Origin of the sequence: Pseudomonas sp. SWRI77 (assembly GCF_014269105.1) — a bacterium.
Classification (GTDB): domain Bacteria; phylum Pseudomonadota; class Gammaproteobacteria; order Pseudomonadales; family Pseudomonadaceae; genus Aquipseudomonas; species Aquipseudomonas capeferrum.
Genome location: NZ_JABWRV010000035.1, coordinates 1 through 25,679, shown reverse-complemented (window position 1 = coordinate 25,679; position 25,679 = coordinate 1). Strand labels below are relative to the sequence as shown.

Annotated in this window: 37 protein-coding genes; 36 read left to right on the top strand and 1 reads right to left on the bottom strand. The window is 57.9% G+C overall.

The features are described 5' to 3' along the window. Positions 1-107 precede the first annotated feature (107 nt). The 34 genes from rpsL to bfr all read left to right on the top strand — a co-directional run bounded on the left by rpsL (position 108) and on the right by bfr (position 20,521). On the top strand, positions 108-479 hold the full coding sequence (gene rpsL / locus HU766_RS24375; protein ID WP_003255492.1) for a 30S ribosomal protein S12: 372 nt from the start codon (positions 108-110) through the stop codon (positions 477-479). Positions 480-585: 106 nt separating this feature from the next. Continuing rightward, on the top strand, positions 586-1,056 hold the full coding sequence (gene rpsG / locus HU766_RS24370; RefSeq protein ID WP_008089143.1) for a 30S ribosomal protein S7: 471 nt from the start codon (positions 586-588) through the stop codon (positions 1,054-1,056). A 30-nt stretch (positions 1,057-1,086) separates the two neighbouring features. Beyond that, complete coding sequence (gene fusA / locus HU766_RS24365) at positions 1,087-3,231, top strand: elongation factor G (protein WP_033703490.1); 2,145 nt, start codon at positions 1,087-1,089, stop codon at positions 3,229-3,231. Positions 3,232-3,258: 27 nt separating this feature from the next. Then, on the top strand, positions 3,259-4,452 hold the full coding sequence (gene tuf / locus HU766_RS24360; protein WP_028614144.1) for an elongation factor Tu: 1,194 nt from the start codon (positions 3,259-3,261) through the stop codon (positions 4,450-4,452). 141 nt (positions 4,453-4,593) lie between these two features. Next, on the top strand, positions 4,594-4,905 hold the full coding sequence (rpsJ, locus tag HU766_RS24355; protein ID WP_003186070.1) for a 30S ribosomal protein S10: 312 nt from the start codon (positions 4,594-4,596) through the stop codon (positions 4,903-4,905). An 80-nt stretch (positions 4,906-4,985) separates the two neighbouring features. Beyond that, the gene (gene rplC, locus HU766_RS24350) at positions 4,986-5,621 is read left to right on the top strand and encodes a 50S ribosomal protein L3 (RefSeq protein WP_027594871.1); all 636 of its coding nucleotides are present in this window, start codon (positions 4,986-4,988) and stop codon (positions 5,619-5,621) included. Positions 5,622-5,633: 12 nt separating this feature from the next. After that, positions 5,634-6,236: a 50S ribosomal protein L4 gene (rplD, locus tag HU766_RS24345; RefSeq protein WP_003255485.1), complete on the top strand. Its 603-nt coding sequence runs from the start codon at positions 5,634-5,636 to the stop codon at positions 6,234-6,236. Beyond that, a complete protein-coding gene (rplW, locus tag HU766_RS24340) occupies positions 6,233-6,532 on the top strand; it encodes a 50S ribosomal protein L23 (protein ID WP_003255484.1) in 300 nt (99 codons plus the stop codon). The genes rplD and rplW overlap by 4 nt, the downstream gene beginning before the upstream one ends. A 14-nt stretch (positions 6,533-6,546) precedes the next feature. Next, positions 6,547-7,371, top strand: a complete 825-nt coding sequence (gene rplB / locus HU766_RS24335; RefSeq protein ID WP_008089816.1) for a 50S ribosomal protein L2 — start codon at positions 6,547-6,549, stop codon at positions 7,369-7,371. Between the two features lie 16 nt (positions 7,372-7,387). Continuing rightward, the gene (gene rpsS, locus HU766_RS24330; protein ID WP_003255482.1) at positions 7,388-7,663 is read left to right on the top strand and encodes a 30S ribosomal protein S19; all 276 of its coding nucleotides are present in this window, start codon (positions 7,388-7,390) and stop codon (positions 7,661-7,663) included. Positions 7,664-7,674: 11 nt separating this feature from the next. Beyond that, positions 7,675-8,007, top strand: a complete 333-nt coding sequence (rplV, locus tag HU766_RS24325) for a 50S ribosomal protein L22 (protein WP_003103908.1) — start codon at positions 7,675-7,677, stop codon at positions 8,005-8,007. 13 nt (positions 8,008-8,020) lie between these two features. After that, positions 8,021-8,707 carry a 30S ribosomal protein S3 gene (gene rpsC / locus HU766_RS24320; RefSeq protein WP_003255481.1) on the top strand — a complete coding sequence of 229 codons (687 nt, stop codon included), beginning with the start codon at positions 8,021-8,023 and terminating at the stop codon, positions 8,705-8,707. A 12-nt stretch (positions 8,708-8,719) separates the two neighbouring features. Next, positions 8,720-9,133: a 50S ribosomal protein L16 gene (gene rplP, locus HU766_RS24315; protein WP_003255479.1), complete on the top strand. Its 414-nt coding sequence runs from the start codon at positions 8,720-8,722 to the stop codon at positions 9,131-9,133. Next, positions 9,133-9,324, top strand: a complete 192-nt coding sequence (rpmC, locus tag HU766_RS24310) for a 50S ribosomal protein L29 (protein ID WP_002555481.1) — start codon at positions 9,133-9,135, stop codon at positions 9,322-9,324. Before rplP ends, rpmC begins: the two co-directional genes overlap by 1 nt. Positions 9,325-9,326: 2 nt before the next feature. Next, complete coding sequence (gene rpsQ, locus HU766_RS24305) at positions 9,327-9,593, top strand: 30S ribosomal protein S17 (RefSeq protein WP_023534981.1); 267 nt, start codon at positions 9,327-9,329, stop codon at positions 9,591-9,593. A 23-nt stretch (positions 9,594-9,616) separates the two neighbouring features. Then, the gene (rplN, locus tag HU766_RS24300; RefSeq protein WP_002555479.1) at positions 9,617-9,985 is read left to right on the top strand and encodes a 50S ribosomal protein L14; all 369 of its coding nucleotides are present in this window, start codon (positions 9,617-9,619) and stop codon (positions 9,983-9,985) included. Positions 9,986-9,996: 11 nt separating this feature from the next. Beyond that, complete coding sequence (rplX, locus tag HU766_RS24295) at positions 9,997-10,311, top strand: 50S ribosomal protein L24 (protein ID WP_003255476.1); 315 nt, start codon at positions 9,997-9,999, stop codon at positions 10,309-10,311. 20 nt (positions 10,312-10,331) lie between these two features. Beyond that, a complete protein-coding gene (rplE, locus tag HU766_RS24290; RefSeq protein ID WP_003255474.1) occupies positions 10,332-10,871 on the top strand; it encodes a 50S ribosomal protein L5 in 540 nt (179 codons plus the stop codon). 13 nt (positions 10,872-10,884) lie between these two features. Then, complete coding sequence (gene rpsN / locus HU766_RS24285; RefSeq protein WP_012316516.1) at positions 10,885-11,190, top strand: 30S ribosomal protein S14; 306 nt, start codon at positions 10,885-10,887, stop codon at positions 11,188-11,190. Between the two features lie 209 nt (positions 11,191-11,399). Next, positions 11,400-11,792 carry a 30S ribosomal protein S8 gene (gene rpsH / locus HU766_RS24280; protein WP_027594873.1) on the top strand — a complete coding sequence of 131 codons (393 nt, stop codon included), beginning with the start codon at positions 11,400-11,402 and terminating at the stop codon, positions 11,790-11,792. A gap of 12 nt (positions 11,793-11,804) precedes the next feature. Continuing rightward, on the top strand, positions 11,805-12,338 hold the full coding sequence (rplF, locus tag HU766_RS24275; RefSeq protein ID WP_003255469.1) for a 50S ribosomal protein L6: 534 nt from the start codon (positions 11,805-11,807) through the stop codon (positions 12,336-12,338). A 10-nt stretch (positions 12,339-12,348) separates the two neighbouring features. Next, positions 12,349-12,699 carry a 50S ribosomal protein L18 gene (rplR, locus tag HU766_RS24270; RefSeq protein WP_008089801.1) on the top strand — a complete coding sequence of 117 codons (351 nt, stop codon included), beginning with the start codon at positions 12,349-12,351 and terminating at the stop codon, positions 12,697-12,699. 3 nt (positions 12,700-12,702) lie between these two features. Beyond that, a complete protein-coding gene (gene rpsE, locus HU766_RS24265) occupies positions 12,703-13,203 on the top strand; it encodes a 30S ribosomal protein S5 (protein ID WP_003255465.1) in 501 nt (166 codons plus the stop codon). Positions 13,204-13,205: 2 nt separating this feature from the next. Next, a complete protein-coding gene (gene rpmD / locus HU766_RS24260; RefSeq protein ID WP_008089798.1) occupies positions 13,206-13,382 on the top strand; it encodes a 50S ribosomal protein L30 in 177 nt (58 codons plus the stop codon). A 3-nt stretch (positions 13,383-13,385) separates the two neighbouring features. Next, complete coding sequence (rplO, locus tag HU766_RS24255; protein ID WP_003255461.1) at positions 13,386-13,820, top strand: 50S ribosomal protein L15; 435 nt, start codon at positions 13,386-13,388, stop codon at positions 13,818-13,820. After that, positions 13,821-15,152 (top strand): preprotein translocase subunit SecY, encoded by a 1,332-nt coding sequence (secY, locus tag HU766_RS24250; RefSeq protein WP_003255459.1) that lies wholly within the window; start codon positions 13,821-13,823, stop codon positions 15,150-15,152. Between the two features lie 28 nt (positions 15,153-15,180). Then, complete coding sequence (gene rpmJ / locus HU766_RS24245) at positions 15,181-15,297, top strand: 50S ribosomal protein L36 (RefSeq protein ID WP_002555468.1); 117 nt, start codon at positions 15,181-15,183, stop codon at positions 15,295-15,297. Between the two features lie 131 nt (positions 15,298-15,428). Continuing rightward, positions 15,429-15,785, top strand: a complete 357-nt coding sequence (gene rpsM, locus HU766_RS24240; RefSeq protein ID WP_003255457.1) for a 30S ribosomal protein S13 — start codon at positions 15,429-15,431, stop codon at positions 15,783-15,785. Positions 15,786-15,803: 18 nt separating this feature from the next. Further along, positions 15,804-16,193, top strand: coding sequence for a 30S ribosomal protein S11 (rpsK, locus tag HU766_RS24235; RefSeq protein ID WP_003255454.1), 390 nt, complete (start codon positions 15,804-15,806; stop codon positions 16,191-16,193). Between the two features lie 15 nt (positions 16,194-16,208). Further along, complete coding sequence (rpsD, locus tag HU766_RS24230; protein ID WP_009681977.1) at positions 16,209-16,829, top strand: 30S ribosomal protein S4; 621 nt, start codon at positions 16,209-16,211, stop codon at positions 16,827-16,829. A gap of 22 nt (positions 16,830-16,851) precedes the next feature. Further along, positions 16,852-17,853: a DNA-directed RNA polymerase subunit alpha gene (gene rpoA / locus HU766_RS24225; RefSeq protein ID WP_003255452.1), complete on the top strand. Its 1,002-nt coding sequence runs from the start codon at positions 16,852-16,854 to the stop codon at positions 17,851-17,853. Positions 17,854-17,895: 42 nt separating this feature from the next. After that, a complete protein-coding gene (rplQ, locus tag HU766_RS24220) occupies positions 17,896-18,282 on the top strand; it encodes a 50S ribosomal protein L17 (RefSeq protein WP_003255451.1) in 387 nt (128 codons plus the stop codon). Positions 18,283-18,454: 172 nt separating this feature from the next. Next, the gene (locus HU766_RS24215) at positions 18,455-19,894 is read left to right on the top strand and encodes a catalase (RefSeq protein WP_186661306.1); all 1,440 of its coding nucleotides are present in this window, start codon (positions 18,455-18,457) and stop codon (positions 19,892-19,894) included. 162 nt (positions 19,895-20,056) lie between these two features. Then, positions 20,057-20,521, top strand: a complete 465-nt coding sequence (bfr, locus tag HU766_RS24210) for a bacterioferritin (RefSeq protein WP_008089766.1) — start codon at positions 20,057-20,059, stop codon at positions 20,519-20,521. Positions 20,522-20,589: 68 nt separating this feature from the next. Here bfr and uvrA read toward each other — a convergent pair whose 3' ends face one another. Next, positions 20,590-23,424 (bottom strand): excinuclease ABC subunit UvrA, encoded by a 2,835-nt coding sequence (gene uvrA / locus HU766_RS24205; RefSeq protein WP_186661303.1) that lies wholly within the window; start codon positions 23,422-23,424, stop codon positions 20,590-20,592. A gap of 129 nt (positions 23,425-23,553) precedes the next feature. On the opposite strand from uvrA, the gene HU766_RS24200 reads away from it, so the two are divergent. Continuing rightward, the gene (locus HU766_RS24200; protein ID WP_095065585.1) at positions 23,554-24,948 is read left to right on the top strand and encodes an MFS transporter; all 1,395 of its coding nucleotides are present in this window, start codon (positions 23,554-23,556) and stop codon (positions 24,946-24,948) included. A gap of 9 nt (positions 24,949-24,957) precedes the next feature. Beyond that, on the top strand, positions 24,958-25,509 hold the full coding sequence (locus HU766_RS24195) for a single-stranded DNA-binding protein (RefSeq protein WP_033703483.1): 552 nt from the start codon (positions 24,958-24,960) through the stop codon (positions 25,507-25,509). Positions 25,510-25,679 lie beyond the last annotated feature (170 nt).

Below are 25,679 nucleotides of genomic sequence, written 5' to 3'. Positions count from 1 at the left end.
ATCCTCCGTAGACTTTTGTACCCTTAAATTTGGTGAGGCTCCGTCTCGCCAATTTTTGGCTTTCTTGCAAGACAATAGAGTCGCAAGACAATCAGTGGAGCTAGTAGATGGCAACTATCAACCAGCTGGTACGTCAGCCGCGTAAGCGTTCGGTCGAGAAGTCCGACGTTCCTGCGCTGCAGAACTGCCCGCAACGTCGTGGCGTGTGCACCCGCGTGTACACCACCACGCCGAAAAAACCTAACTCGGCACTGCGTAAAGTTTGCCGTGTTCGCCTGACCAACGGTTTCGAGGTTTCCTCGTACATCGGCGGTGAAGGCCACAACCTGCAAGAGCACAGCGTCGTCCTGATCCGTGGCGGCCGTGTAAAAGACTTGCCAGGTGTTCGTTACCACACCGTTCGCGGCTCTCTGGATACTTCGGGCGTTAAAGGCCGTAACCAGGGTCGTTCGAAGTACGGTACCAAGCGTCCGAAGTAATCGGCCGTTTGCACACATCCATTTTTTTGAGTCGATAAGAGTAAGGTCGGGCAGGGGTCGCAGACCCACGTCCCGGGCTAACCTGAAGACCGTTTGAGGGCTTATCATGCCAAGACGTCGTGTAGCAGCAAAACGTGAGATTCTGGACGATCCTAAATACGGATCCCAAATCCTCGCCAAGTTCATGAACCACGTGATGGAAAGCGGCAAAAAGGCCGTGGCCGAGCGCATCGTTTACGGTGCACTGGACAAGGTCAAAGAGCGCAAGAACAGCGACCCCCTGGAAATCTTCGAGAAAGCTCTCGACGCCATCGCTCCGCTGGTCGAAGTAAAGTCCCGTCGTGTCGGCGGTGCCACTTACCAGGTCCCGGTTGAAGTTCGTCCATCCCGTCGTAATGCTCTGGCAATGCGCTGGCTCGTAGACTACGCCCGCAAGCGCGGCGAGAAGTCGATGGCTCTGCGCCTGGCTGGCGAGCTGCTGGATGCTGCTGAAGGCAAAGGTGCTGCAGTCAAGAAGCGTGAAGACGTTCACCGTATGGCCGAAGCCAACAAAGCGTTCTCGCACTACCGCTTCTAATTCAAGCATCAATCATTTTGCGAGGGCTTTATGGCTCGTACTACAGCAATTAACCGCTACCGTAACATTGGTATCTGTGCCCACGTTGACGCGGGCAAGACCACCACTACCGAGCGGATCCTGTTCTATACAGGCCTGAGCCACAAGATGGGCGAGGTGCACGACGGCGCCGCGACCACCGACTGGATGGTGCAGGAGCAGGAGCGGGGTATCACCATTACCTCCGCTGCCGTTACCACCTTCTGGAAAGGTTCTGTTGGTCAGTATGACAACTACCGCGTAAACGTCATCGATACCCCCGGCCACGTCGACTTCACCATTGAAGTAGAGCGTTCGCTGCGTGTACTCGACGGCGCGGTCGTTGTGTTCTGCGGTACCTCCGGCGTTGAGCCTCAGTCCGAAACCGTATGGCGTCAGGCCAACAAATATGGCGTTCCACGTGTTGTTTACGTGAACAAGATGGACCGTGCCGGTGCAAACTTCCTGCGCGTCGTAGGTCAGATCAAGAACCGTCTGGGTCACACCCCGGTTCCTGTTCAGCTGGCCATCGGTTCGGAAGATAACTTCCAGGGTCAGGTCGACCTGATCAAGATGAAGGCTATCTACTGGAACGACGACGACAAAGGCACCACCTATCGCGAGGAAGAAATTCCTGCCGATATGCTGGAGCTGGCTGAAGAGTGGCGCTCCAACATGGTTGAGGCGGCTGCCGAGGCCAGCGAAGAGCTGATGAACAAGTACCTGGAAGGCGAAGAGCTGACCGTCGACGAAATCAAAGCCGGTCTGCGCGCGCGCACCCTGGCCAGCGAAATCGTACCGGCCGTCTGCGGTTCGTCGTTCAAGAACAAGGGCGTTCCCCTGGTTCTCGACGCCGTCATCGACTACCTGCCTGCTCCGACCGAGATTCCTGCAATCCAGGGTATCAACCCGGACGACAAGGATCTGGACAAAGACGATCCGGCTGTTCGTAAAGACGAGCGTCACGCTGACGACGACGAGCCGTTCTCGGCTCTGGCGTTCAAGATCGCGACTGACCCGTTCGTGGGTACTCTGACCTTCGTTCGCGTCTACTCGGGTGTTCTGACCTCCGGTGACTCCGTCATCAACTCGGTCAAGGGCAAGAAAGAGCGCGTTGGTCGTATGGTGCAGATGCACGCCAACCAGCGTGAAGAGATCAAGGAAGTACGCGCTGGCGACATCGCGGCCCTGATCGGCATGAAGGACGTGACCACAGGCGAAACCCTGTGCAACGCTGACAAGCCAATCATCCTTGAGCGTATGGACTTCCCTGAGCCGGTTATTTCGCTCTCCGTAGAGCCGAAAACCAAGGCTGACCAGGAGAAGATGGGTATCGCTCTGGGCAAGCTGGCTCAGGAAGACCCGTCGTTCCGCGTCAAGACCGACGAAGAGACTGGTCAGACCATCATCTCGGGCATGGGTGAGTTGCACCTGGATATCCTCGTTGACCGCATGAAGCGCGAGTTCAACGTCGAAGCCAACATCGGTAAGCCTCAGGTTTCGTACCGCGAGAAGATCACCAAGTCCAACGTCGAGATCGAAGGCAAGTTCGTTCGTCAGTCGGGCGGTCGTGGTCAGTTCGGTCACTGCTGGATCCGTTTCTCGGAGCCGGACGTCGACGAGAAAGGCAACATCACCGAAGGTCTGGTGTTCACCAACGAAGTCGTTGGTGGTGTGATTCCTAAGGAATTCATCGCCCCGATCCAGAAGGGTATCGAAGAGCAGATGAAAAACGGCGTTGTTGCCGGCTATCCGCTGCTCGGCCTGAAGGCTACGGTATTCGACGGTTCGTACCACGACGTCGACTCCAACGAAATGGCGTTCAAGATCGCCGCTTCGATGGCGACCAAGCAACTGGCCCAGAAGGGTGGTGGCGTGGTGCTTGAGCCGATCATGAAGGTCGAAGTTGTAACTCCGGAAGACTACCTGGGTGACGTGATGGGTGACCTGAGCCGTCGTCGCGGGATGATCCAGGGTAATGAAGACTCGGTGTCCGGCAAGGTAATCACTGCTGAGGTACCGCTCGGAGAGATGTTCGGTTATGCGACCGACGTTCGTTCCATGTCTCAGGGTCGCGCAAGCTACTCCATGGAATTCTCCAAATACGCCGAAGCTCCGTCGAACATCGTCGAAGCACTCGTTAAAAAACAAGGCTAATCCCCTTTAGGCAAGAGGTTCACTGTCGTGGCTAAAGAAAAATTTGATCGTTCCCTTCCCCACGTTAACGTCGGCACTATCGGCCACGTTGACCACGGTAAGACCACTCTGACCGCAGCTCTGACTCGCGTCTGCTCCGAAGTTTTCGGTTCGGCAGTCGTTGAGTTCGACAAGATCGACTCGGCTCCGGAAGAAAAAGCGCGCGGTATCACCATCAACACCGCTCACGTCGAGTACAACTCGAACATTCGTCACTACGCTCACGTCGACTGCCCAGGTCACGCTGACTACGTGAAGAACATGATCACCGGTGCTGCCCAGATGGACGGCGCGATCCTGGTTTGCTCGGCCGCTGATGGCCCGATGCCACAAACCCGTGAGCACATCCTGCTGTCCCGTCAGGTTGGCGTTCCGTACATCGTGGTCTTCCTGAACAAGGCTGACCTGGTAGACGACGCTGAGCTGCTGGAACTGGTCGAGATGGAAGTTCGCGACCTGCTGTCCACCTATGACTTCCCAGGCGACGACACTCCGATCATCATCGGTTCGGCTCGTATGGCGCTGGAAGGCAAAGACGACAACGAGATGGGCACCACTGCCGTCAAGAAGCTGGTTGAAACTCTGGACAGCTACATCCCAGAGCCAGAGCGTGCTATCGACAAGCCGTTCCTGATGCCAATCGAAGACGTATTCTCGATCTCGGGTCGTGGTACCGTTGTTACCGGTCGTATCGAGCGTGGTATCGTCCGCGTTCAGGATCCGCTGGAAATCGTTGGTCTGCGTGACACCACCACCACCACCTGCACCGGTGTTGAGATGTTCCGCAAGCTGCTGGACGAAGGTCGTGCTGGCGAGAACTGCGGCGTTCTGCTGCGTGGTACCAAGCGTGACGACGTTGAGCGTGGCCAGGTTCTGGTCAAGCCAGGTTCGGTCAAGCCGCACACCAAGTTCACCGCAGAAGTCTACGTCCTGTCGAAGGAAGAAGGCGGCCGTCACACTCCGTTCTTCAAAGGCTACCGTCCTCAGTTCTACTTCCGTACCACTGACGTGACCGGTAACTGCGAACTGCCGGAAGGCGTTGAAATGGTAATGCCAGGTGACAACATTCAGATGACTGTCACGCTGATCAAGACCATCGCAATGGAAGACGGTCTGCGCTTCGCTATCCGTGAAGGCGGTCGTACCGTCGGCGCCGGCGTCGTAGCCAAAATCATCGAGTAATCACTCGATCGATTGAAAAAACCCCCGCTCAGCGGGGGTTTTTTTTATTGGGTTGACACTAAATTGAGCCGTCTATAGAATCACGCCTCCTTTTAGCGGGCGTAGTGCGTCCGTTGGGAACAGCCTGGAGTCTGAAATCCAATGCAAAATCAGCAAATCCGTATCAGGTTGAAGGCTTTCGACCATCGCCTGATCGACCAATCCACCCAGGAAATCGTGGAAACCGCGAAACGTACTGGTGCACAAGTGCGTGGTCCAATTCCACTGCCTACCCGCAAAGAGCGTTTCACCGTTCTGGTCTCCCCGCACGTCAACAAAGACGCGCGTGACCAGTACGAGATTCGCACTCATAAGCGCGTTCTGGACATCGTCCAGCCAACGGATAAAACCGTTGATGCGCTGATGAAGCTTGATCTCGCGGCAGGTGTGGAAGTGCAGATCAGCCTCGGCTAAGACTTCGGTCTTGTCCGTGTAACGCTCTGAAATGGGCGGCCATAGCGGGTGAAAGCCCCGTACACTCATGAGGTTACAACATGACTATTGGTGTAGTCGGTCGTAAATGCGGTATGACCCGCGTTTTCACCGAAGAAGGTGTCTCCATTCCGGTCACGGTCATTGAGATCGAGCCGAATCGCGTCACCCAGTTCAAGACTGAAGAAACCGATGGCTACCGTGCAGTGCAAGTCACTGTCGGCGAGCGTCGTGCTTCGCGTGTGACTGCTGCTCAAGCAGGTCACTTCGCTAAAGCGAACGTTGCCGCTGGTCGCGGTGTCTGGGAGTTCCGCCTTGAAGAAGGCGAGTTCCAGGCTGGCGACTCGATCAAAGCTGAACTCTTCACTGCAGGCCAGCTGGTAGACGTTACTGGTCAGTCCAAAGGTAAAGGCTTCGCCGGTACCATCAAGCGCTGGAACTTCCGTGGTCAGGACAACACCCACGGTAACTCCGTGTCGCACCGTGTCCCAGGCTCCATCGGCCAGTGCCAGACTCCTGGTCGTGTGTTCAAGGGCAAGAAAATGTCCGGCCACATGGGCGCCGAGCGCGTGACTGTTCAGTCCCTGGAAGTAGTACGCGTAGACGCTGAACGCAACCTGCTGCTGATCAAGGGTGCCGTTCCTGGCGCTACTGGCGGCGACGTGGTTGTACGTCCGGCTGTCAAGGCTCGCGGTTAAGGGGAAACTGACATGCAACTTAATGTAAATGACGCTCAGGCGATCGAAGTTTCCGAACTGACTTTCGGTGGCGAATTCAACGAGACGCTGGTTCACCAAGCAGTCGTGGCCTACATGGCCGGCGGCCGTCAGGGCACCAAGCAGCAAAAGACCCGTTCCGACGTGGCTGGTGGCGGTAAGCGCCCATGGCGTCAGAAGGGTACTGGCCGTGCTCGTGCTGGTACCACTCGTGGTCCGATCTGGCGTGGCGGTGGTGTTACCTTCGCAGCTCGCCCTCAAGATCACTCGCAAAAGCTCAACAAGAAGATGTATCGCGCAGCTCTGCGCTCCATCCTCGCTGAGCTGGTGCGTAGCGACCGTCTGGTCGTGGTTCAGGACTTCGCTGTTGAAGCACCGAAAACCAAAGATCTGCTGAACAAGCTGAACGGCATGGGTCTGAGCGACGTTCTGATCGTTTCGGACGCTGTTGATCAGAACCTGTACCTGGCTGCTCGCAACCTGCCGCACGTCGATGTACGTGACGTTCAAGGTTCCGACCCGGTCAGTCTGATCGCATACGAGAAAGTGTTGATCACTGTCTCGGCCGTGAAGAAATTCGAGGAGCTGCTGGGATGAACCAGGAACGCGTATTCAAAGTCCTCCTTGGCCCGCACGTTTCCGAGAAGGCTACCGTTCTGGCTGAGAAGAAAGGCCAGTTCGTATTCAAGGTTGCTACCGACGCAACCAAGCTGGAAATCAAGAAAGCTGTCGAAGGCCTGTTCAACGTAAAAGTTGAAAACGTGTCGACCGTTAACGTTCTGGGTAAAACCAAGCGTACCGCACGTGGTCTGGGCAAGCGTAATGACTGGAAGAAGGCAATTGTCTCCCTTCAGCCAGGCCAAGATCTCGATTTCAGCAGCAGTGCTGAGTAAGGAAGGGGTGCATCATGGCAATCGTTAAATGCAAACCGACTTCCCCTGGCCGCCGTTTCGTGGTCAAGGTGGTCAACAAGGAGCTCCACAAGGGCGCTCCTCACGCACCGCTGCTCGAGAAGAAGTCGAAGTCTGGTGGTCGTAACAACAATGGCCGCATTACCACTCGTCACGTTGGTGGTGGTCACAAGCAGCATTACCGTCTGGTCGACTTCCGTCGCAACGACAAAGATGGCATCCCAGCCACTGTCGAGCGTATCGAATACGATCCAAACCGTACTGCTCACATCGCCCTGCTGTGCTACGCAGACGGTGAGCGTCGCTACATCATCGCCCCTAAAGGCGTGAGCGCTGGCGACCAGCTGATCGCAGGTGCCCTGGCCCCAATCAAGGCCGGTAACTCCCTGCAGCTGCGCAACATCCCAGTAGGTAGCACCATTCACGGCGTCGAACTGAAGCCGGGTAAAGGTGCTCAGATCGCTCGTTCCGCTGGTGCTTCGGCTCAGCTGATCGCTCGTGACGGCGTCTACGTGACTCTGCGTCTGCGCTCCGGTGAGATGCGTAAAGTACTGGCTGAGTGCCGTGCGACCCTGGGCGAAGTCTCGAACTCCGAGCACAGCCTGCGTTCGCTGGGTAAAGCTGGTGCCAAACGCTGGCGCGGCGTTCGCCCAACCGTTCGTGGTGTTGCCATGAACCCGGTTGACCACCCACATGGTGGTGGTGAAGGTCGTACCTCTGGTGGTCGTCATCCGGTATCGCCATGGGGCTTCCCAACCAAGGGTGCTAAAACCCGTGGTAATAAGCGTACCGACAACATGATCGTCCGTCGTCGCAAGTAACTAGAGGGATACGACAGTGCCACGTTCTCTGAAAAAAGGTCCTTTTATCGATCTTCACCTGTTGAAGAAGGTCGAAGTGGCGGTGGAGAAGAACGATCGCAAGCCAGTTAAAACCTGGTCGCGTCGCTCGATGATCCTGCCACAAATGGTCGGTCTGACCATCGCGGTTCATAACGGTCGCCAACATGTCCCAGTTCTCGTGAACGAAGACATGGTCGGCCACAAACTGGGCGAGTTCGCCGGTACCCGCACCTATCGCGGGCACGTGGCTGACAAGAAAGCCAAGCGTTAAGGGGTAAGGAAATGGAAGTAGCCGCTAAGTTGTCGGGCGCTCGCATCTCCGCCCAGAAAGCCCGCTTGGTCGCCGACCAGATCCGCGGGAAGAAGGTGGGCGAAGCGCTCAACCTGTTGGCCTTCAGCAGCAAAAAAGCCGCTGAAATCATGAAGAAAGTCCTCGAGTCGGCCGTTGCCAACGCCGAACACAACGAAGGCGCAGACGTTGATGACCTGAAGGTCTCCACCGTCTTCGTCAACGAAGGGCGTTCGCTGAAGCGCATCATGCCACGTGCCAAAGGCCGTGCTGATCGCATCGTCAAGCGGTCTTGCCATATCACTGTCAAGGTTGCGGACAAGTAACGGAGTCGATCAGATGGGTCAGAAAGTACATCCCACTGGCATTCGCCTGGGAATCGTCAAGGAGCACACCTCCGTCTGGTACGCAGACGGTGCTACTTACGCAGATTACCTGTTGAAGGATCTGAAAACACGTGAGTACCTCCAAGACAAACTAAAAAGCGCGTCCGTAAGCCGTATCGATATTCATCGTCCGGCTCAAACTGCACGCATCACCATCCACACTGCTCGTCCCGGTATCGTTATCGGTAAGAAAGGTGAGGATGTCGAGAAGCTGCGTCAGGACCTGACCAAGCAGATGGGTGTGCCTGTGCACATCAACATCGAAGAGATCCGCAAGCCGGAGCTCGACGCTATGCTGGTTGCGCAGAGCGTAGCTCAGCAGCTGGAACGCCGCGTAATGTTCCGTCGTGCCATGAAGCGCGCCGTACAGAACGCCATGCGTATTGGTGCCAAGGGCATCAAGATCCAGGTGAGCGGTCGTCTCGGCGGCGCCGAGATTGCTCGTACCGAGTGGTATCGCGAAGGTCGTGTGCCTCTGCACACCCTGCGTGCCGATATCGACTACAACACCTACGAAGCTCACACCACTTATGGTGTGATCGGTGTGAAGGTTTGGATCTTCAAAGGCGAAGTTATTGGTGGTCGCCAAGAAGAACTGAAACCACAAGCACCAGCGCCTCGTAAAAAAGCTGCTAAGTAAGGGGTACGCCAAATGTTGCAACCAAAGCGTACAAAATTCCGCAAGCAGATGACTGGCCACAACCGTGGTCTGGCACTGCGCGGTAGCAAAGTCAGCTTCGGCGAATTCGCCCTGAAAGCTGTTGCTCGCGGTCGCCTCACCGCCCGCCAGATCGAGTCGGCACGTCGTGCTCTGACCCGTCACGTTAAACGTGGCGGCAAGATCTGGATCCGTGTGTTCCCGGACAAGCCGATCTCCAAGAAGCCTCTCGAGGTTCGTATGGGTAAAGGTAAGGGCTCCGTGGAATACTGGGTTGCCCAGATCCAGCCAGGCAAAGTCCTGTACGAGATCGAGGGTGTTTCTGAAGAGCTGGCGCGCGAAGCTTTCGCCCTGGCTGCTGCAAAGCTGCCTCTCGCCACCTCCTTTGTTAAGCGGACGGTGATGTGATGAAAGCGAATGAACTTCGTGAAAAATCGGCACAGCAGCTGAACGAGCAACTGCTCGGCTTGCTGCGCGACCAGTTCAATCTGCGCATGCAGAAAGCAACTGGCCAGTTGGGGCAGTCGCACCTGCTCTCGCAAGTTAAGCGTGACATCGCTCGCGTGAAAACTGTGCTCAACCAGCAGGCAGGTAAGTGATCATGGCTGAAGCTGAAAAAACCGTCCGTACGCTGACTGGCCGTGTCGTCAGCGACAAAATGGACAAGACCATCACCGTTCTGATCGAGCGTCGCGTAAAGCACCCGATCTACGGTAAATACGTTAAGCGTTCGACTAAGCTGCACGCGCACGACGAAACCAACCAGTGCAAGATCGGCGACAAAGTTTCGATTACCGAAACCCGTCCGCTGGCCAAGACCAAGTCCTGGGCACTGGTTGAAGTCCTCGAACGCGCTGTTGAAGTCTAAGGGCTAGGGGTCGGAGAAATTTTATGATTCAGACTCAATCCATGCTCGATGTGGCCGATAACAGCGGCGCTCGTCGCGTCATGTGCATCAAGGTACTCGGCGGTTCGCACCGTCGTTACGCTGGCATCGGTGACATCATCAAAGTAACCGTCAAGGAAGCAATTCCGCGCGGTAAGGTCAAAAAAGGCCAGGTGATGACCGCTGTTGTCGTCCGTACCCGTCACGGTGTACGTCGCGCTGACGGTTCCATCATTCGTTTCGACGGCAACGCTGCTGTTCTGCTGAACAACAAGCAAGAGCCGATCGGCACTCGCATCTTCGGGCCAGTGACCCGTGAACTTCGTACTGAGAAGTTCATGAAGATCGTCTCGCTCGCCCCTGAAGTGCTGTAAGGAGATCCGACATGCAAAAGATTCGTCGTGACGACGAGATCATCGTGATCGCCGGCAAAGACAAAGGTAAGCGCGGTAAGGTGCTGAAGGTTCTTGCTGATGACCGTCTGGTTATCGGTGGTGTGAACCTGGTCAAGCGTCATACCAAGCCTAACCCGATGGCGGGCGTTCAGGGCGGTATCGTCGAGAAAGAAGCGCCTCTGCACGCTTCCAACGTTGCCATCTTCAACGGCGAAACCAACAAGGCTGACCGCGTTGGTTTCAAAGTAGAAGACGGTAAGAAAATTCGTGTCTTCAAGTCGACCCAAAAAGCGGTTGATGCTTGAACACTGCTAGGTAGAAGACCATGGCACGACTGAAAGAGATTTACCGGAACGAAATCGCTCCCAAGCTTAAGGAAGAACTTAAGCTGTCGAACGTGATGGAAGTTCCGCGCGTTACCAAAATCACCCTGAACATGGGTCTGGGCGAAGCGATCGGCGACAAAAAAGTCATCGAGCACGCTGTTGCCGACCTGGAAAAGATCACCGGTCAAAAGCCGGTCGTGACTTTCGCTCGTAAATCCATCGCGGGCTTCAAAGTCCGTGAAGGATGGCCGATCGGCGTCAAGGTGACCCTGCGTAGCGACAAGATGTACGAATTCCTGGACCGCCTGCTGGCGATCTCCCTGCCTCGGGTTCGCGACTTCCGCGGCCTGAATGCCAAGTCCTTCGATGGCCGTGGCAACTACAGCATGGGCGTGAAAGAGCAGATCATCTTCCCGGAAATCGATTACGACAAGATCGATGCTCTGCGCGGTTTGGACATCACCCTGACCACCACTGCTCGTTCGGATGACGAAGGCCGCGCTCTGCTGCGTGCTTTCAAATTCCCGTTCCGCAACTGATTGGAGTAGGAAAATGGCCAAGAAGAGCATGAAAAACCGCGAGCTGAAGCGTCAGCTCACGGTAGCCAAGTTCGCCAAAAAGCGTGCTGAGCTGAAAGCGACCATCGTCAACCTGAACGCCTCTCCTGAAGAGCGTTTCGCTGCCGTTGTCGCTCTGCAGAAGCAGCCACGTGATGCCAGCGCTGCGCGTCTGCGCAACCGTTGCCGCCTGACCGGTCGTCCTCACGGTGTATACCGTAAGTTCGGCCTGGGCCGTAACATGCTGCGTCAAGCGGCAATGCGTGGTGACGTACCAGGTCTGGTCAAGGCCTCCTGGTAATCGCTGCAGGTGTGATCCCGGCGGAAGGGGAGCAATCTTCCGACCGCCGGTGACCTCGCCAACAAACAAGCCCCTATATGGGGCTTGTTTCGTTTCTGCCTTGTGTCTAGAATGACCGGCTCACCTGAGCCTGGGTTTTTTACCCAACCCGCTCGGGTGGTTGTGATAGCCGCAAGGCTAATAATTCTTGTATCAGGAGCATCTAGCCCATGAGTATGCAGGACCCGTTAGCGGACATGCTAACTCGCATCCGTAATGCCCAGATGGCTGAAAAGTCCGTCGTGAGCATGCCTTCCTCTACGCTGAAGGTTGCGGTTGCCAAAGTTCTGAAGGATGAAGGTTACATCGCTGGCTACCAAGTCAGTGGCGAAGCCAAGCCCTCCCTGTCGATCGAACTGAAGTACTTCGAAGGCCGTCCGGTCATCGAGGAACTGAAGCGCTCCAGCCGTCCAGGCCTGCGCCAGTACAAGGCCGTCACCGATCTGCCGAAAGTACGTGGCGGTCTGGGCGTGTCTATTGTCTCCACCAACAAAGGTGTGATGACTGATCGCGCTGCGCGCGCTGCCGGCGTCGGCGGCGAAGTTCTCTGCACAGTGTTCTAAGGGGGGATAGACATGTCTCGCGTCGCTAAGAACCCCGTTAAGCTGCCATCTGGTGTCGAAGTCAAATTCGCCGGCCAGCAGCTTTCGGTGAAGGGTGCCAAAGGCACTCTCGAACTGAACGTTCACTCGTCTGTTGAAGTTACCGAAGAGTCTGGTGAGCTGCGTTTCGTCGCTCGCAATGGTGACCAGCAAGCTCGCGCCATGGCCGGTACTACCCGCGCTCTGGTCAACAACATGGTCCAAGGCGTAAGCCAAGGCTTCGAGCGTAAGCTCCAGCTGGTCGGTGTTGGTTACAAGGCTCAGGCCAAGGGCACCGTCCTGAACCTGGCCCTGGGCTTCTCGCACCCAGTGGACTACGAACTGCCAGCCGGTATCACCGCTGAAACACCTAGCCAGACCGACATCCTGATCAAGGGTATCGACAAGCAGCTGGTAGGTCAGGTGGCCGCTGAAATCCGCGACTTCCGTCCGCCAGAGCCTTACAAAGGTAAAGGTGTGCGTTACGCGGACGAAGTAGTCCGTCGTAAAGAAGCCAAGAAGAAGTAGGGCCTAGCAAATGACCGACAAAAAAGTTACTCGACTGCGTCGCGCTCGCAAAGCACGCCTCAAGATGCACGAACTCGAAGTCGTGCGCCTGTGCGTGTTCCGCTCCTCGCAGCACATCTATGCCCAGGTCATTTCGGCCGACGGCAGCAAGGTTCTGGCAAGCGCCTCGACCTTGGACAAAGACCTGCGTGATGGCGCCACTGGCAACATCGACGCGGCCACTAAGGTTGGCAAGCTGGTAGCTGAGCGTGCGAAAGCCGCCGGTGTATCTCAAGTTGCCTTTGACCGTTCCGGCTTCAAGTACCATGGCCGCGTCAAAGCGCTGGCTGATGCTGCTCGTGAAGGCGGGCTGGAGTTCTAAGTTATGGCAAATAACGATCAAAAGCGCGACGAAGGCTACATCGAGAAGCTGGTTCAAGTTAACCGCGTTGCCAAGACCGTAAAAGGCGGCCGTATCTTCACCTTCACCGCGTTGACCGTGGTAGGTGATGGTAAAGGTCGTGTTGGCTTCGGCCGTGGCAAGTCGCGCGAAGTACCAGCCGCGATCCAGAAAGCCATGGAAGCTGCTCGTCGCAATATGATCCAGGTTGACCTGAAGGGCACTACCCTGCAGTACGCCACCAAGGCTGCCCACGGCGCCTCGAAGGTTTACATGCAGCCTGCTTCGGAAGGTACCGGTATCATCGCCGGCGGCGCAATGCGTGCTGTCCTGGAAGTTGCTGGTGTTCAGAACGTTCTGGCCAAGTGCTACGGTTCGACCAACCCAGTGAACGTGGTTTACGCCACTTTCAAGGGTCTGAAAGCCATGCAATCTCCTGAATCCATTGCTGCCAAGCGCGGCAAGAGCGTCGAGGAGATCTTCTGATCATGGCAACCGTTAAAGTAACGCTGATCAAGAGCGTCTCGGGCCGTATTCCTAACCACAAACTGTGCGTTAAGGGTCTGGGTCTGCGTCGCATCGGTCACACTGTAGAAGTCCAGGATACTCCCGAGAATCGCGGGATGATCAACAAGGCTTACTACATGCTGCGCGTCGAGGGTTAATCGATGAAACTCAATGATCTGAGTCCAGCGCCGGGTTCCCGTCGCGAAAAACATCGTCCGGGTCGTGGTATCGGTAGCGGTCTGGGTAAGACCGGCGGCCGTGGCCACAAAGGTCAGACCTCCCGTTCGGGTGGTTCGATCGCTCCGGGCTTCGAAGGCGGTCAACAGCCGCTGCACCGTCGTCTGCCGAAGTTCGGCTTCGTTTCGCTGAAAGCCATGGACCGCGCAGAAGTGCGTCTGTCCGAGCTGGCCAAAGTGGAAGGCGACGTGATCTCCGTGCAATCCCTGAAGGATGCCAACGTGATCAACCAGCACATTCAGCGTGTGAAAATCATGCTGTCTGGCGAAGTTACTCGCGCAGTCACCATCAAGGGCATCGCAGCCACCAAGGGTGCGCGTGCGGCTATCGAAGCAGCTGGCGGCAAATTCGAGGAATAAATGGCTAAGCAAGGTGCTCTCTCTTCGCTCGGTAAGGGCGGGATGTCGGAACTCTGGGCTCGTCTGCGCTTTCTGTTCATGGCGATCATCGTCTATCGGATAGGTGCGCATATCCCGGTTCCAGGCATCAATCCGGACCGTTTGGCGGATCTGTTTCGGCAGAATGAGGGGACCATTCTTAGCTTGTTCAACATGTTTTCCGGTGGTGCGCTTGAGCGCATGAGCATCTTTGCACTGGGGATCATGCCGTACATTTCGGCATCGATCATCATGCAGCTGATGACGGCGGTCAGCCCGCAACTGGAGCAGTTGAAGAAGGAAGGTGAAGCTGGCCGTCGCAAGATCAGCCAGTACACCCGCTACGGCACCGTTATTCTGGCGCTGGTCCAAGCCATTGGCATGTCCATTGGCCTGGCCAACCAGGGCGTGGCGTTTTCTGCCGGTCTAGGCTTCCATGTCGTCGCGGTTTCCACGTTTGTGGCAGGCGCGATGTTCATGATGTGGCTGGGCGAGCAGATCACTGAGCGCGGTGTGGGCAACGGTATCTCGATGTTGATCTTCGCGGGTATCGTTGCCGGTCTTCCGAGAGCAATCGGGCAGTCTTTCGAGTCTGCGCGCACAGGCGATATCAACATTTTCGCCCTGGTCGCTATCGGTTTGCTGGCAGTAGCGATTATCGGTTTCGTGGTGTTCATTGAGCGTGGTCAGCGTCGTATCGCCGTTCACTACGCCAAGCGTCAGCAGGGCCGCAAGGTCTTCGCTGCGCAGACCAGCCACTTGCCGTTGAAGGTGAACATGGCAGGGGTTATCCCGGCCATTTTCGCCAGCAGCATTTTGCTGTTCCCGGCTTCGCTGGGTGCCTGGTTCGGTCAGTCCGAAGGTATGGGCTGGCTGCAGGACATCTCGCAGTCGATCGCTCCTGGTCAGCCGTTGAACATTTTGCTGTTTAGTGCAGGGATCATTTTCTTCTGCTTCTTCTACACAGCGTTGATGTTCAATCCGAAAGACGTAGCGGAAAACCTGAAGAAGTCCGGTGCCTTTATTCCGGGTATCCGTCCTGGTGAGCAGTCGGCGCGCTACATTGATGGCGTTCTGACCCGTTTGACCATGTTCGGTGCTCTATACATGATGGCCGTCTGCCTTCTGCCCCAGTTCCTGGTGGTGGCAGCAAATGTGCCGTTCTACCTTGGCGGGACCTCGTTGCTGATTGTGGTAGTGGTTGTGATGGACTTCATGTCCCAAGTACAATCGCACCTCGTTTCGCACCAGTACGAATCCCTGATGAAGAAAGCCAACCTGAAAGGCTACGGTGGCAGCGGTTTGCTGCGCTGATACGCCCCTAAGGTTCGAGGAGTCGGTAATGAAAGTTCGTGCATCGGTGAAAAAGCTGTGCCGTAACTGCAAGATCATCCGTCGCGAAGGCGTCGTACGAGTGATCTGCAGCGCGGAACCGCGTCACAAACAGCGCCAAGGCTGATTGTGATCGTCGCTTCAAACCCAGCAGCTAGTGTGCTGCTGGGTTGATTATTCGTTTCTACAGCGATATTATCTCGCGCCCTATTTCTTGGCTTCCGGGGCGTAGGTAGCTGTCAATTGGAGTCCCACTGAATGGCCCGTATTGCAGGCGTCAACATTCCAGATAACAAGCATACTGTTATCTCGCTGACCTACATCTATGGTGTCGGTCGCACAACTGCGCAGAAGATCTGTGCAGACGCTGGTGTAAACCCAGCCGCTAAGATCAAGGATCTGAGCGACGAGCAAATCGAAACCCTGCGTGGCGAAGTCGCGAAGTTCACCACCGAAGGTGACCTGCGTCGTGACATCAACATGAAGATCAAGCGCTTGATGGACCTGGGTTGCTACCGCGGCCTGCGTCATCGTAAAGGTCTGCCGGTTCGCGGTCAGCGCACCAAGACCAACGCACGCACCCGTAAGGGCCCGCGTAAGCCGATCCGCAAGTAACCGCCCAGGAATATAGACATGGCAAAACCTGCTGCTCGTCCTCGTAAGAAAGTCAAAAAGACAGTGGTTGATGGCATCGCCCACATCCACGCTTCTTTTAACAACACCATCGTGACCATCACCGACCGTCAGGGCAATGCTTTGTCCTGGGCGACCTCCGGTGGTTCGGGTTTCCGTGGTTCGCGCAAATCCACCCCGTTCGCAGCTCAGATTGCTGCTGAGCGTGCTGGTCAAGCTGCGCTGGAATACGGTCTGAAGAACCTCGACGTTAACGTCAAGGGTCCAGGTCCAGGTCGTGAGTCCGCCGTTCGTGCATTGAACAGCTGCGGCTACAAGATCGCCAGCATCACCGACGTGACGCCAATCCCGCATAACGGGTGCCGTCCGCCGAAGAAGCGTCGCGTGTAATCAGGAGACAGAAGAATGGCACGTTACATTGGTCCAAAATGCAAACTGTCTCGTCGTGAAGGCACCGATCTGTTCCTGAAGAGCGGCGTTCGCGCTCTGGAATCGAAGTGCAACATCGAAGCAGCCCCAGGTATCCACGGCCAGCGCCGTGGCCGTCAGTCCGACTACGGTACCCAGCTGCGCGAGAAACAAAAAGTCCGTCGTATCTACGGTGTTCTGGAGCGTCAGTTCCGCGGTTACTACCAAGCTGCTGCCTCGAAAAAAGGCGCAACCGGTGAGAACCTGCTGCAACTGCTCGAGTGCCGTCTGGATAACGTCGTTTACCGTATGGGCTTCGGCTCGACTCGTTCCGAGTCCCGTCAGCTGGTTTCGCACAAAGCGATCAGCGTCAACGGTAAGACTGTAAACATTCCATCCTACCAAGTTCGTCCGGGTGACGTGGTCGCGGTTCGCGAGAAGTCGCTGAGCCAGCTGCGCATTGTTCAAGCCCTTGAACTGTGCGCCCAGCGTGGCCGCGTTGAGTGGGTTGATGTGGATGCTGCTAAAAAGTCGGGCGTTTTCAAGAACGTTCCTGCTCGCAGCGACCTGTCCGCCGACATCAACGAGAACCTGATTGTCGAGCTCTACTCCAAGTAAGGGCTAGAAAATAGGTGCATCCATGCAGATTTCGGTAAATGAGTTCCTGACTCCCCGCCACATTGATGTGCAGGTAGTCAGTCCGACCCGCGCCAAGATCACGCTCGAGCCTCTCGAGCGTGGCTTCGGCCATACCCTGGGCAACGCGCTGCGCCGCATCCTGTTGTCCTCCATGCCTGGCTGTGCAGTAGTCGAGGCCGAGATCGATGGCGTACTCCATGAGTACTCCGCGATCGAAGGTGTTCAGGAAGACGTCATTGAAATCCTGTTGAACCTGAAAGGCCTGGCTATCAAACTGCACGGTCGTGACGAAGTTACGCTGACCTTGTCGAAAAAGGGTTCGGGGGTGGTTACCGCTGCCGATATTCAGCTGGATCACGATGTCGAGATCGTCAACCCCGATCACGTAATCGCGAACCTGGCGTCGAATGGCGCCCTGAACATGAAGCTCACCGTAGCTCGTGGTCGTGGTTACGAGCCGGCCGACTCCCGTCAGACCGACGAAGACGAAAGCCGTAGCATTGGCCGTCTGCAGTTGGACGCTTCGTTCAGCCCGGTGCGTCGTATCGCCTATGTGGTCGAAAACGCCCGTGTTGAACAGCGTACCAACTTGGACAAGCTGGTCATTGATCTGGAAACCAACGGCACCCTGGATCCTGAAGAGGCTATCCGCCGCGCTGCGACCATCCTGCAACAGCAGCTGGCCGCGTTCGTCGACCTCAAAGGTGACAGTGAGCCGGTTGTTGTCGAGCAGGAAGACGAGATCGATCCGATCCTGCTGCGTCCGGTTGACGACCTGGAACTGACTGTACGTTCGGCCAACTGCCTCAAGGCGGAGAACATCTACTACATCGGCGACCTGATTCAGCGTACCGAAGTAGAGCTGTTGAAGACTCCTAACCTGGGCAAGAAGTCCCTGACTGAAATCAAGGACGTCCTGGCCTCTCGTGGTCTGTCTCTCGGCATGCGCCTCGACAACTGGCCGCCTGCAAGTCTTAAGAAAGACGACAAGGCGACCGCCTGATCGTCGTAATCACCGAACGTAGTGTTTGGTAAGGAATGAATCATGCGTCATCGTAAAAGTGGACGTCACCTGAGCCGTACCAGCTCTCACCGCAAAGCTATGTTCCAGAACATGGCAGTGTCGCTGATCGAGCACGAGCTGATCAAAACCACCCTGCCGAAAGCCAAGGAACTGCGCCGCGTTGCCGAGCCGCTGATCACCCTGGCCAAGGAAGACAGCGTTGCTAACCGTCGTCTGGCCTTCGACCGTACCCGTTCGAAGTCCGCTGTTGGCAAACTGTTCAACGATCTGGGCAAGCGTTACGCCACCCGTCAGGGCGGCTACCTGCGCATCCTGAAGTGCGGTTTCCGCGCTGGCGACAACGCGCCTATGGCGTACGTCGAGCTGGTTGATCGTCCAGTCGGTGGTGCTGTAGAAGCTGCCGAGTAAGACGTTCTGTCTGCTACAAAAAACCGGGCCTAGTGCCCGGTTTTTTGTTTCTGCACGTATTGTTAATTTCTATTGATACAAGTCATGTAATGAATTTGTCCTGAAACAACCGCTCGTCAATACTCCTATCCAAGCCGATTAGCCGGCACTTCAAGACCGATAAGGAGAGCCCATGAGCAAGATTCTCACCACCGCCAGCGGTGCACCTGTAGCTGACAACCAGAATTCCCGCTCTGCCGGCCCCCGCGGCCCGCTGCTGCTCGACGATTTCCACCTGATCGAGAAGCTTGCCCACTTCAACCGCGAAAACATCCCCGAGCGTCGTGTTCACGCCAAGGGTTCGGGCGCCTATGGCACGTTTACCGTCACCCGCGATATCACCGAGCTCACCAGCGCCAAGCTGTTCGAGCAGGTCGGCAAACAGACTGAAACCTTCCTGCGTTTCTCCACCGTCGGTGGCGAACGGGGTTCGGCCGACACCGAGCGTGACCCGCGAGGTTTTGCGCTGAAGTTCTATACCGAGGAAGGCAACTGGGACATCGTTGGCAATAACACCCCGGTGTTCTTCATCCGTGACCCGCTCAAGTTCCCGGACTTTATCCACACCCAGAAGCGCCACCCGCAATCCAACCTGAAGAACGCCCAGATGATGTGGGACTTCTGGTCGCACTCACCCGAGGCACTGCACCAGGTCACCATCCTGTTCTCCGACCGCGGCATTCCGGACGGCTATCGTCACATGCACGGCTTCGGCAGCCACACCTACAGCCTGATCAGCGCTGCAGGCGAGCGCACCTGGGTCAAATGGCACTTCAAGACCCAGCAAGGCATCAAGAACCTCGCCCCAGCCGACGCTGCACGCCTGGCCGGCACAGACCCGGACTACGCCCAGCGCGACCTGTTCGAGGCCATCGAGCGTGGCGACTACCCGCGCTGGACCGTGTGCATTCAGGTGATGAGTGAAGCCGAGGCGGCCAGCCGCGACGAGAACCCGTTCGACGTGACCAAGACCTGGTCGCAAAAGGACTACCCATTGATCGAAGTGGGTGTGCTGGAGCTCAACCGCAACCCGCTCAACTACTTCGCCGAAGTCGAGCAGGCCGCTTTTGGCCCTAGCAACATGGTCCCTGGTGTAGGGCTGTCGCCAGACCGCATGCTGCAAGGCCGCGTGTTTGCCTACGCTGATGCGCACCGCTACCGAGTGGGTACCAACCATCAGCATCTGCCGGTCAATGCACCGCGCTGCCCAGTCAACAGCTACCAGCGTGACGGTTCGATGGCCACCGGCAGTTACGGCAGCGCGCCGAACTACGAGCCCAACAGTTACGCCGATGCACCCAAGCAGTCGCCACGCCATGCCGAGCCTGCACTGGCCCTCAATGGTTCGGCTGATCGCTACGATCACCGCGAGGACAACGACTACTACAGCCACGCCGGTGCGTTGTTCCGCCTGATGAACGAACAGCAGAAGGCCTTGCTGATCAGTAACATCGCCGGTGCCATGGCAGGGGTGAGCGAGGATGTGATCCAGCGTCAGCTCCAGTACTTCTACAAGGCTGACGCCGCCTACGGCGAAGGCATTGCAAAGGCGCTGGGGGTGAACCTCGCTTAACTCGAAGTGATAAGAAGAACCGCCCTCATTTGGGCGGTTTTTCAATGAATATCACTACTGTTTAGCCGATTTTTTGCCTGTTATTGCGCGTTTATCCGTGACCGCGAGCAAAACCTGGTTCACACTATGTCCATTGATGTTTTCACATGGAGATGCAGGGCGATGCAAGGTCACCCGGACGTAATCAACTACCTCGTCACGTTGCTGAAGGGCGAACTGGCAGCACGCGACCAGTACTTCATTCACTCGCGTATGTATGAAGACTGGGGCCTGTCCAAGCTCTACGAGCGTATCAACCACGAGATGGAAGAAGAGACGCAGCACGCCGATGCGCTGATGCGCCGCATCCTCATGCTCGAAGGCACCCCCGACATGCGTGCCGATGACCTTGAAGTGGGCAGCACCGTGCCGGAAATGATCGAGGCTGACCTCAAGCTCGAATACAAGGTGCGTGCCGCGCTGTGCAAAGGCATTGAGCTGTGCGAGCTGCACAAGGACTACATCAGCCGCGACATCCTGCGCGCCCAGCTGGCTGACACCGAAGAAGATCACACCTACTGGCTGGAGAAGCAGCAGGGCCTGATCAAGGTGATCGGCCTGGAGAACTACCTGCAGTCGCAGATGTAAGTTATCCACAGCCCACGAAAAAGCCCCTGGCACCTACGGTACCAGGGGCTTTTTTATGCACAGGCGGATCAGGCCCGGTCACGCTCCAACAGCGGCTTGAGGTAATGCCCGGTGTAGGACTGCTTCATCTTGGCCAGCTCTTCCGGCGTACCGCTGGCAATGATCTGCCCACCCTTGGAGCCACCCTCCGGCCCCAGGTCCACCAGCCAGTCGGCCGTCTTGATCACGTCCAGGTTGTGCTCGATCACCACCACGGTGTTGCCGTGGTCGCGCAGGCGGTGCAGCACATCGAGCAACTGCTGGATATCGGCGAAGTGCAGGCCGGTGGTCGGCTCGTCGAGGATGTACAGGGTCTTGCCGGTGTCGCGCTTGGACAGCTCGCGCGACAGCTTCACCCGCTGCGCCTCACCGCCGGACAAGGTCGTCGCCGACTGCCCCAGCTTGATGTATGACAGGCCCACGTCCATCAGCGTTTGCAGCTTGCGCGCCAGCGCCGGCACCGCATCGAAGAACTCGCGGGCATCCTCGATGGTCATTTCCAGCACCTCGTGGATGTTCTTGCCCTTGTACTTGATCTCCAGGGTTTCGCGGTTATAGCGCTTGCTCTTGCACACATCGCACGGCACGTAGATGTCTGGCAGGAAGTGCATCTCGACCTTGATCAGGCCGTCACCCTGGCACGCCTCGCAACGCCCCCCCTTGACGTTGAACGAGAAACGACCGGGGCCATAGCCGCGCGAGCGCGACTCGGGCACGCCCGAGAACAGTTCACGGATAGGCGTGAAGATACCGGTGTAGGTTGCCGGGTTGGAGCGCGGTGTGCGGCCAATCGGGCTCTGGTCGATATCGACTACCTTGTCCAGGTGCTGCATGCCGTCCATGCTGCTGTGCGGCGCGGCTTCCAGGCTGCTGGCACCGTTCAGCGCGGTCGCGGCGAGCGGGTACAAGGTGTTGTTGATCAGCGTCGACTTGCCCGAACCCGATACCCCTGTCACGCAGGTCAGCAGGCCGATCGGGATTTCCAGGTCAACGTTCTGCAGGTTGTTGCCGCGGGCACCTTTGAGTTTCAGCGAGAGCTTCTTGTCGCGCGGTGTGCGTTTGGCTGGCACGGCGATCTTCTTGCGCCCGGACAGGTATTTGCCAGTCAGCGAGTCAGGGTGCGCCATGACCTCTTCAGGCGTGCCCTCGGCGACGATCTGGCCGCCATGCACCCCGGCCCCCGGACCGATGTCCACCACGTAGTCAGCCAGGCGGATAGCGTCCTCGTCGTGCTCTACCACGATCACCGTGTTGCCAAGGTCGCGCAGGTGGTTGAGGGTGGCCAGCAGGCGGTCGTTGTCGCGTTGATGAAGACCGATGGACGGTTCGTCGAGGATGTACATCACCCCGACCAGGCCCGCGCCGATCTGGCTGGCAAGGCGGATGCGCTGGGCTTCACCGCCCGACAGGGTGTCGGCGCTGCGGTCCAGTGTCAGGTAGTCCAGGCCGACGTTGACCAGAAATTGCAGGCGCTCGCAGATTTCCTTGAGGATCTTCGAAGCAATTTCGCCTCGGCGCCCGGTCAGGGTCAGCTCGCCGAAGTAGTTGCTGGCTTCACCGATGGGCAGGTTGGTAACTGCCGGCAGGGTTTTCTCGCCAACCCACACGTGGCGGGCCTCGCGCCGCAGGCGAGTACCGCGGCAGTCGGGGCAGGGCTGGGTGCCGAGCAGCTTGGCCAGCTCTTCACGCACGGTGGCCGATTCGGTCTCGCGGTAGCGCCGCTCCAGGTTCGGCACGATGCCCTCGAACGGGTGCGAGCGTTTGACGATGTCGCCCCGGTCGTTGAGGTACTTGAAGTCCACGCTCTGCTTGCCGCTGCCTTGCAGGATCACCTTCTGGTGCTCGGCCGACAGCTCGCCGAACGGCGCCTCCAGGCTGAACCCGTAATGCGCGGACAGCGAGCCGAGCATCTGGAAGTAATAGACGTTGCGCCGGTCCCAACCGCGTATCGCGCCCTCGGCCAAGGTCAGCTCGGCATTGACCAGGCGCTTGGTGTCGAAGAACTGCTTGACCCCCAGGCCGTCACAGGTCGGGCAGGCACCGGCCGGGTTGTTGAACGAGAACAGCTTGGGTTCCAGCTCGCTGATCGCATGGCCGCAGACCGGGCAGGCGAAGCGGGCGGAGAAGATCATCTCTTCGCCTTCCTCATCGTCCATCGGCGCCACCAGGGCGATGCCGTCGGCCAGCTTGAGCGCAGTCTCGAACGACTCGGCCAGGCGCTGCTGCAGGTCGGCGCGGACCTTGAAGCGGTCTACCACCACATCGATGCTGTGCTTCTTCTGCTTGTCCAGCTTGGGCAGTTCATCGAGCTCGTAGAGCTTGCCGTTGACCCGTGCGCGGACGAAGCCTTGGGCGCGCAGCTCGTCGAACACCGCCAGGTGCTCGCCCTTGCGCTCGCGGATTACCGGGGCCAGCAGCATCAGCTTGCTGCCTTCAGGGCGCTCCAGTACCAGGTCGACCATCTGGCTGATGGTCTGCGCTTCCAGCGGGATGTCGTGGTCCGGGCAGCGCGGGGTGCCGACGCGGGCATAAAGCAGGCGCAGGTAGTCGTAGATCTCGGTGATCGTGCCCACGGTAGAGCGCGGGTTGTGCGACGTCGACTTCTGCTCGATGGAGATGGCCGGGGAGAGCCCTTCAATGGTGTCGACGTCGGGCTTTTCCATCATCGACAGGAACTGCCGGGCATAGGCCGACAGGGATTCGACATAGCGGCGCTGGCCTTCGGCGTACAGCGTGTCGAACGCCAGTGAGGACTTGCCGGATCCGGACAGGCCGGTGATCACGATCAGCTTGTCCCGCGGCAGGGTCAGGTCGATGTTCTTCAGGTTGTGGGTACGTGCCCCACGAATCAGGATCTTGTCCACTGCGGCCTCGCTCGGCGGGCATAAACAAGGAAGTATACGGCGCGCTGCCATTACGCGGCAAAGCGTCGCGTATATGCCGTCTAGCTGTCGGACTGATAGAATCGCCGCCGGTTCACACGAGGTTAATCCATGCACGACACCCACAACGAGCGCATGAGTGGCAGCGAAACCCGCGCCGCAAGCGGCCTGGCCCTGGTCTTTGCCTTTCGTATGCTGGGCATGTTCATGGTCTTGCCGGTGCTGGCCACCTACGGCATGGACCTGGCTGGCGCCACGCCCGCGCTGATCGGCCTGGCCATTGGCGCCTATGGCCTGACCCAGGCGGTACTGCAGATCCCGTTCGGCATGGTGTCCGACCGCATCGGGCGGCGTCCGGTGATCTACCTGGGGCTGGTGATCTTCGCCCTGGGCAGCATTTTGGCGGCCCAGGCCGACTCTATCTGGGGCGTGATCGCCGGGCGCATTCTGCAGGGCGCGGGGGCGATTTCTGCGGCGGTCATGGCGCTGCTGTCCGACCTTACCCGCGAGCAACACCGCACCAAGGCCATGGCCATGATCGGCATGAGCATCGGCCTGTCATTCGCCGTCGCCATGGTCGTCGGGCCACTGTTGACCAGTGCCTTCGGCTTGTCAGGATTGTTCCTCGCCACGGCGGGGCTTGCCTTGGTCGGTATCCTGCTGATTGCCTTCGTCGTGCCCAATTCCCACAGCACCCTGCAGCACCGCGAGTCGGGTGTCGCGCGCCAGGCACTCGGCCCGACCCTGCGCCATGCGGACCTTCTGCGCCTGGACGTCGGTATCTTCATCCTGCATGCCATTCTCATGGCCAGCTTCGTCGCCCTGCCTTTGGCCTTCGTCGAACGGGGCGGCCTGCCGAAGGAAGAACACTGGTGGGTGTACCTGACCGCGCTGTTCATCTCATTTTTTGCAATGGTGCCGTTCATCATCTACGGCGAGAAGAAGCGCAAGATGAAACGCGTGCTGGCCGGAGCGGTCAGTGTGTTGCTGCTGGTAGAGGTGTTCTTCTGGCAGTGGGCTGACAACTTGCGCGGACTGGTGATTGGCACCGTGGTATTCTTTACTGCATTCAACCTGCTGGAAGCCTCGCTGCCTTCGCTGGTGAGCAAGGTGTCGCCTGCGGGTGGCAAGGGAACGGCGATGGGGGTGTATTCCACCAGCCAGTTCCTGGGCGCCGCCCTAGGCGGAATCCTCGGTGGCTGGTTGTTCCAGCACGGTGGGCTGAACATGGTGTTTCTGGGTTGTGCGGCGCTGTGTGCCGTGTGGCTGGTCGTTGCCTTGCGCATGAACGAGCCGCCGTATGTGACCAGCCTGCGCATGCCGTTGACGCCCGAGGCAGTCCGGGAAGCCGGGTTGACCGAACGCCTGATGGCCGTGCCGGGTGTAACCGACGCCGTTGTGGTGGCAGAAGAAGCCGCCATCTATATCAAACTGGATACGAAAATTTTGGACCGTACGACCCTCGAGCGTCTGGTGAACCCAGCCTCTTCGGCGTGCGAAGCCTAGGAGAACGTTATGGCCCGTGGGGTTAACAAAGTCATTCTGGTCGGCACCTGTGGCCAGGATCCCGAAGTCCGCTACCTGCCCAACGGTAACGCCGTGACCAACCTGAGCCTGGCTACCAGCGAGCAGTGGACCGACAAGCAGTCGGGCCAGAAGGTCGAGCGTACCGAGTGGCACCGTGTGTCGATGTTCGGCAAGGTTGCCGAAATTGCCGGCGAATACCTGCGCAAGGGTTCGCAGGTGTACATCGAAGGCAAGCTGCAGACCCGCGAGTGGGAAAAAGACGGCATCAAGCGTTACACCACCGAAATCATCGTCGACATGCAGGGCACCATGCAGCTGTTGGGCGGCCGTCCGCAGAACCAGCAAGGTGGCGGCGACCAGTACAACCAGGGTGGTGGTAACAACTACAACCAGGGTGGCCAGCAGCAACAGTACAACCAGGCGCCGCCACGTCAGCAGGCCCAGCGCCCACAACAGGCTCCTCAGCGCCCAGCGCCGCAGCAGCCAGCGCCGCAGCCGGCGGCTGACTTTGACAGCTTTGATGACGATATTCCGTTCTGATCAGCGCGGTTAGGCGTCACGCTACATCGAAAGCCCAGGGCATTTGCCCTGGGTTTTTTTATGGTGCGCCAGGCATGGCGCGTTGCGCGCTAGCGCAACCAGCTTGGCTGTGGTGGCCACGCTGGTGGCTTGGAGGTGAAAGTCCTCTACACACCCGGCAAGGGGAAGTG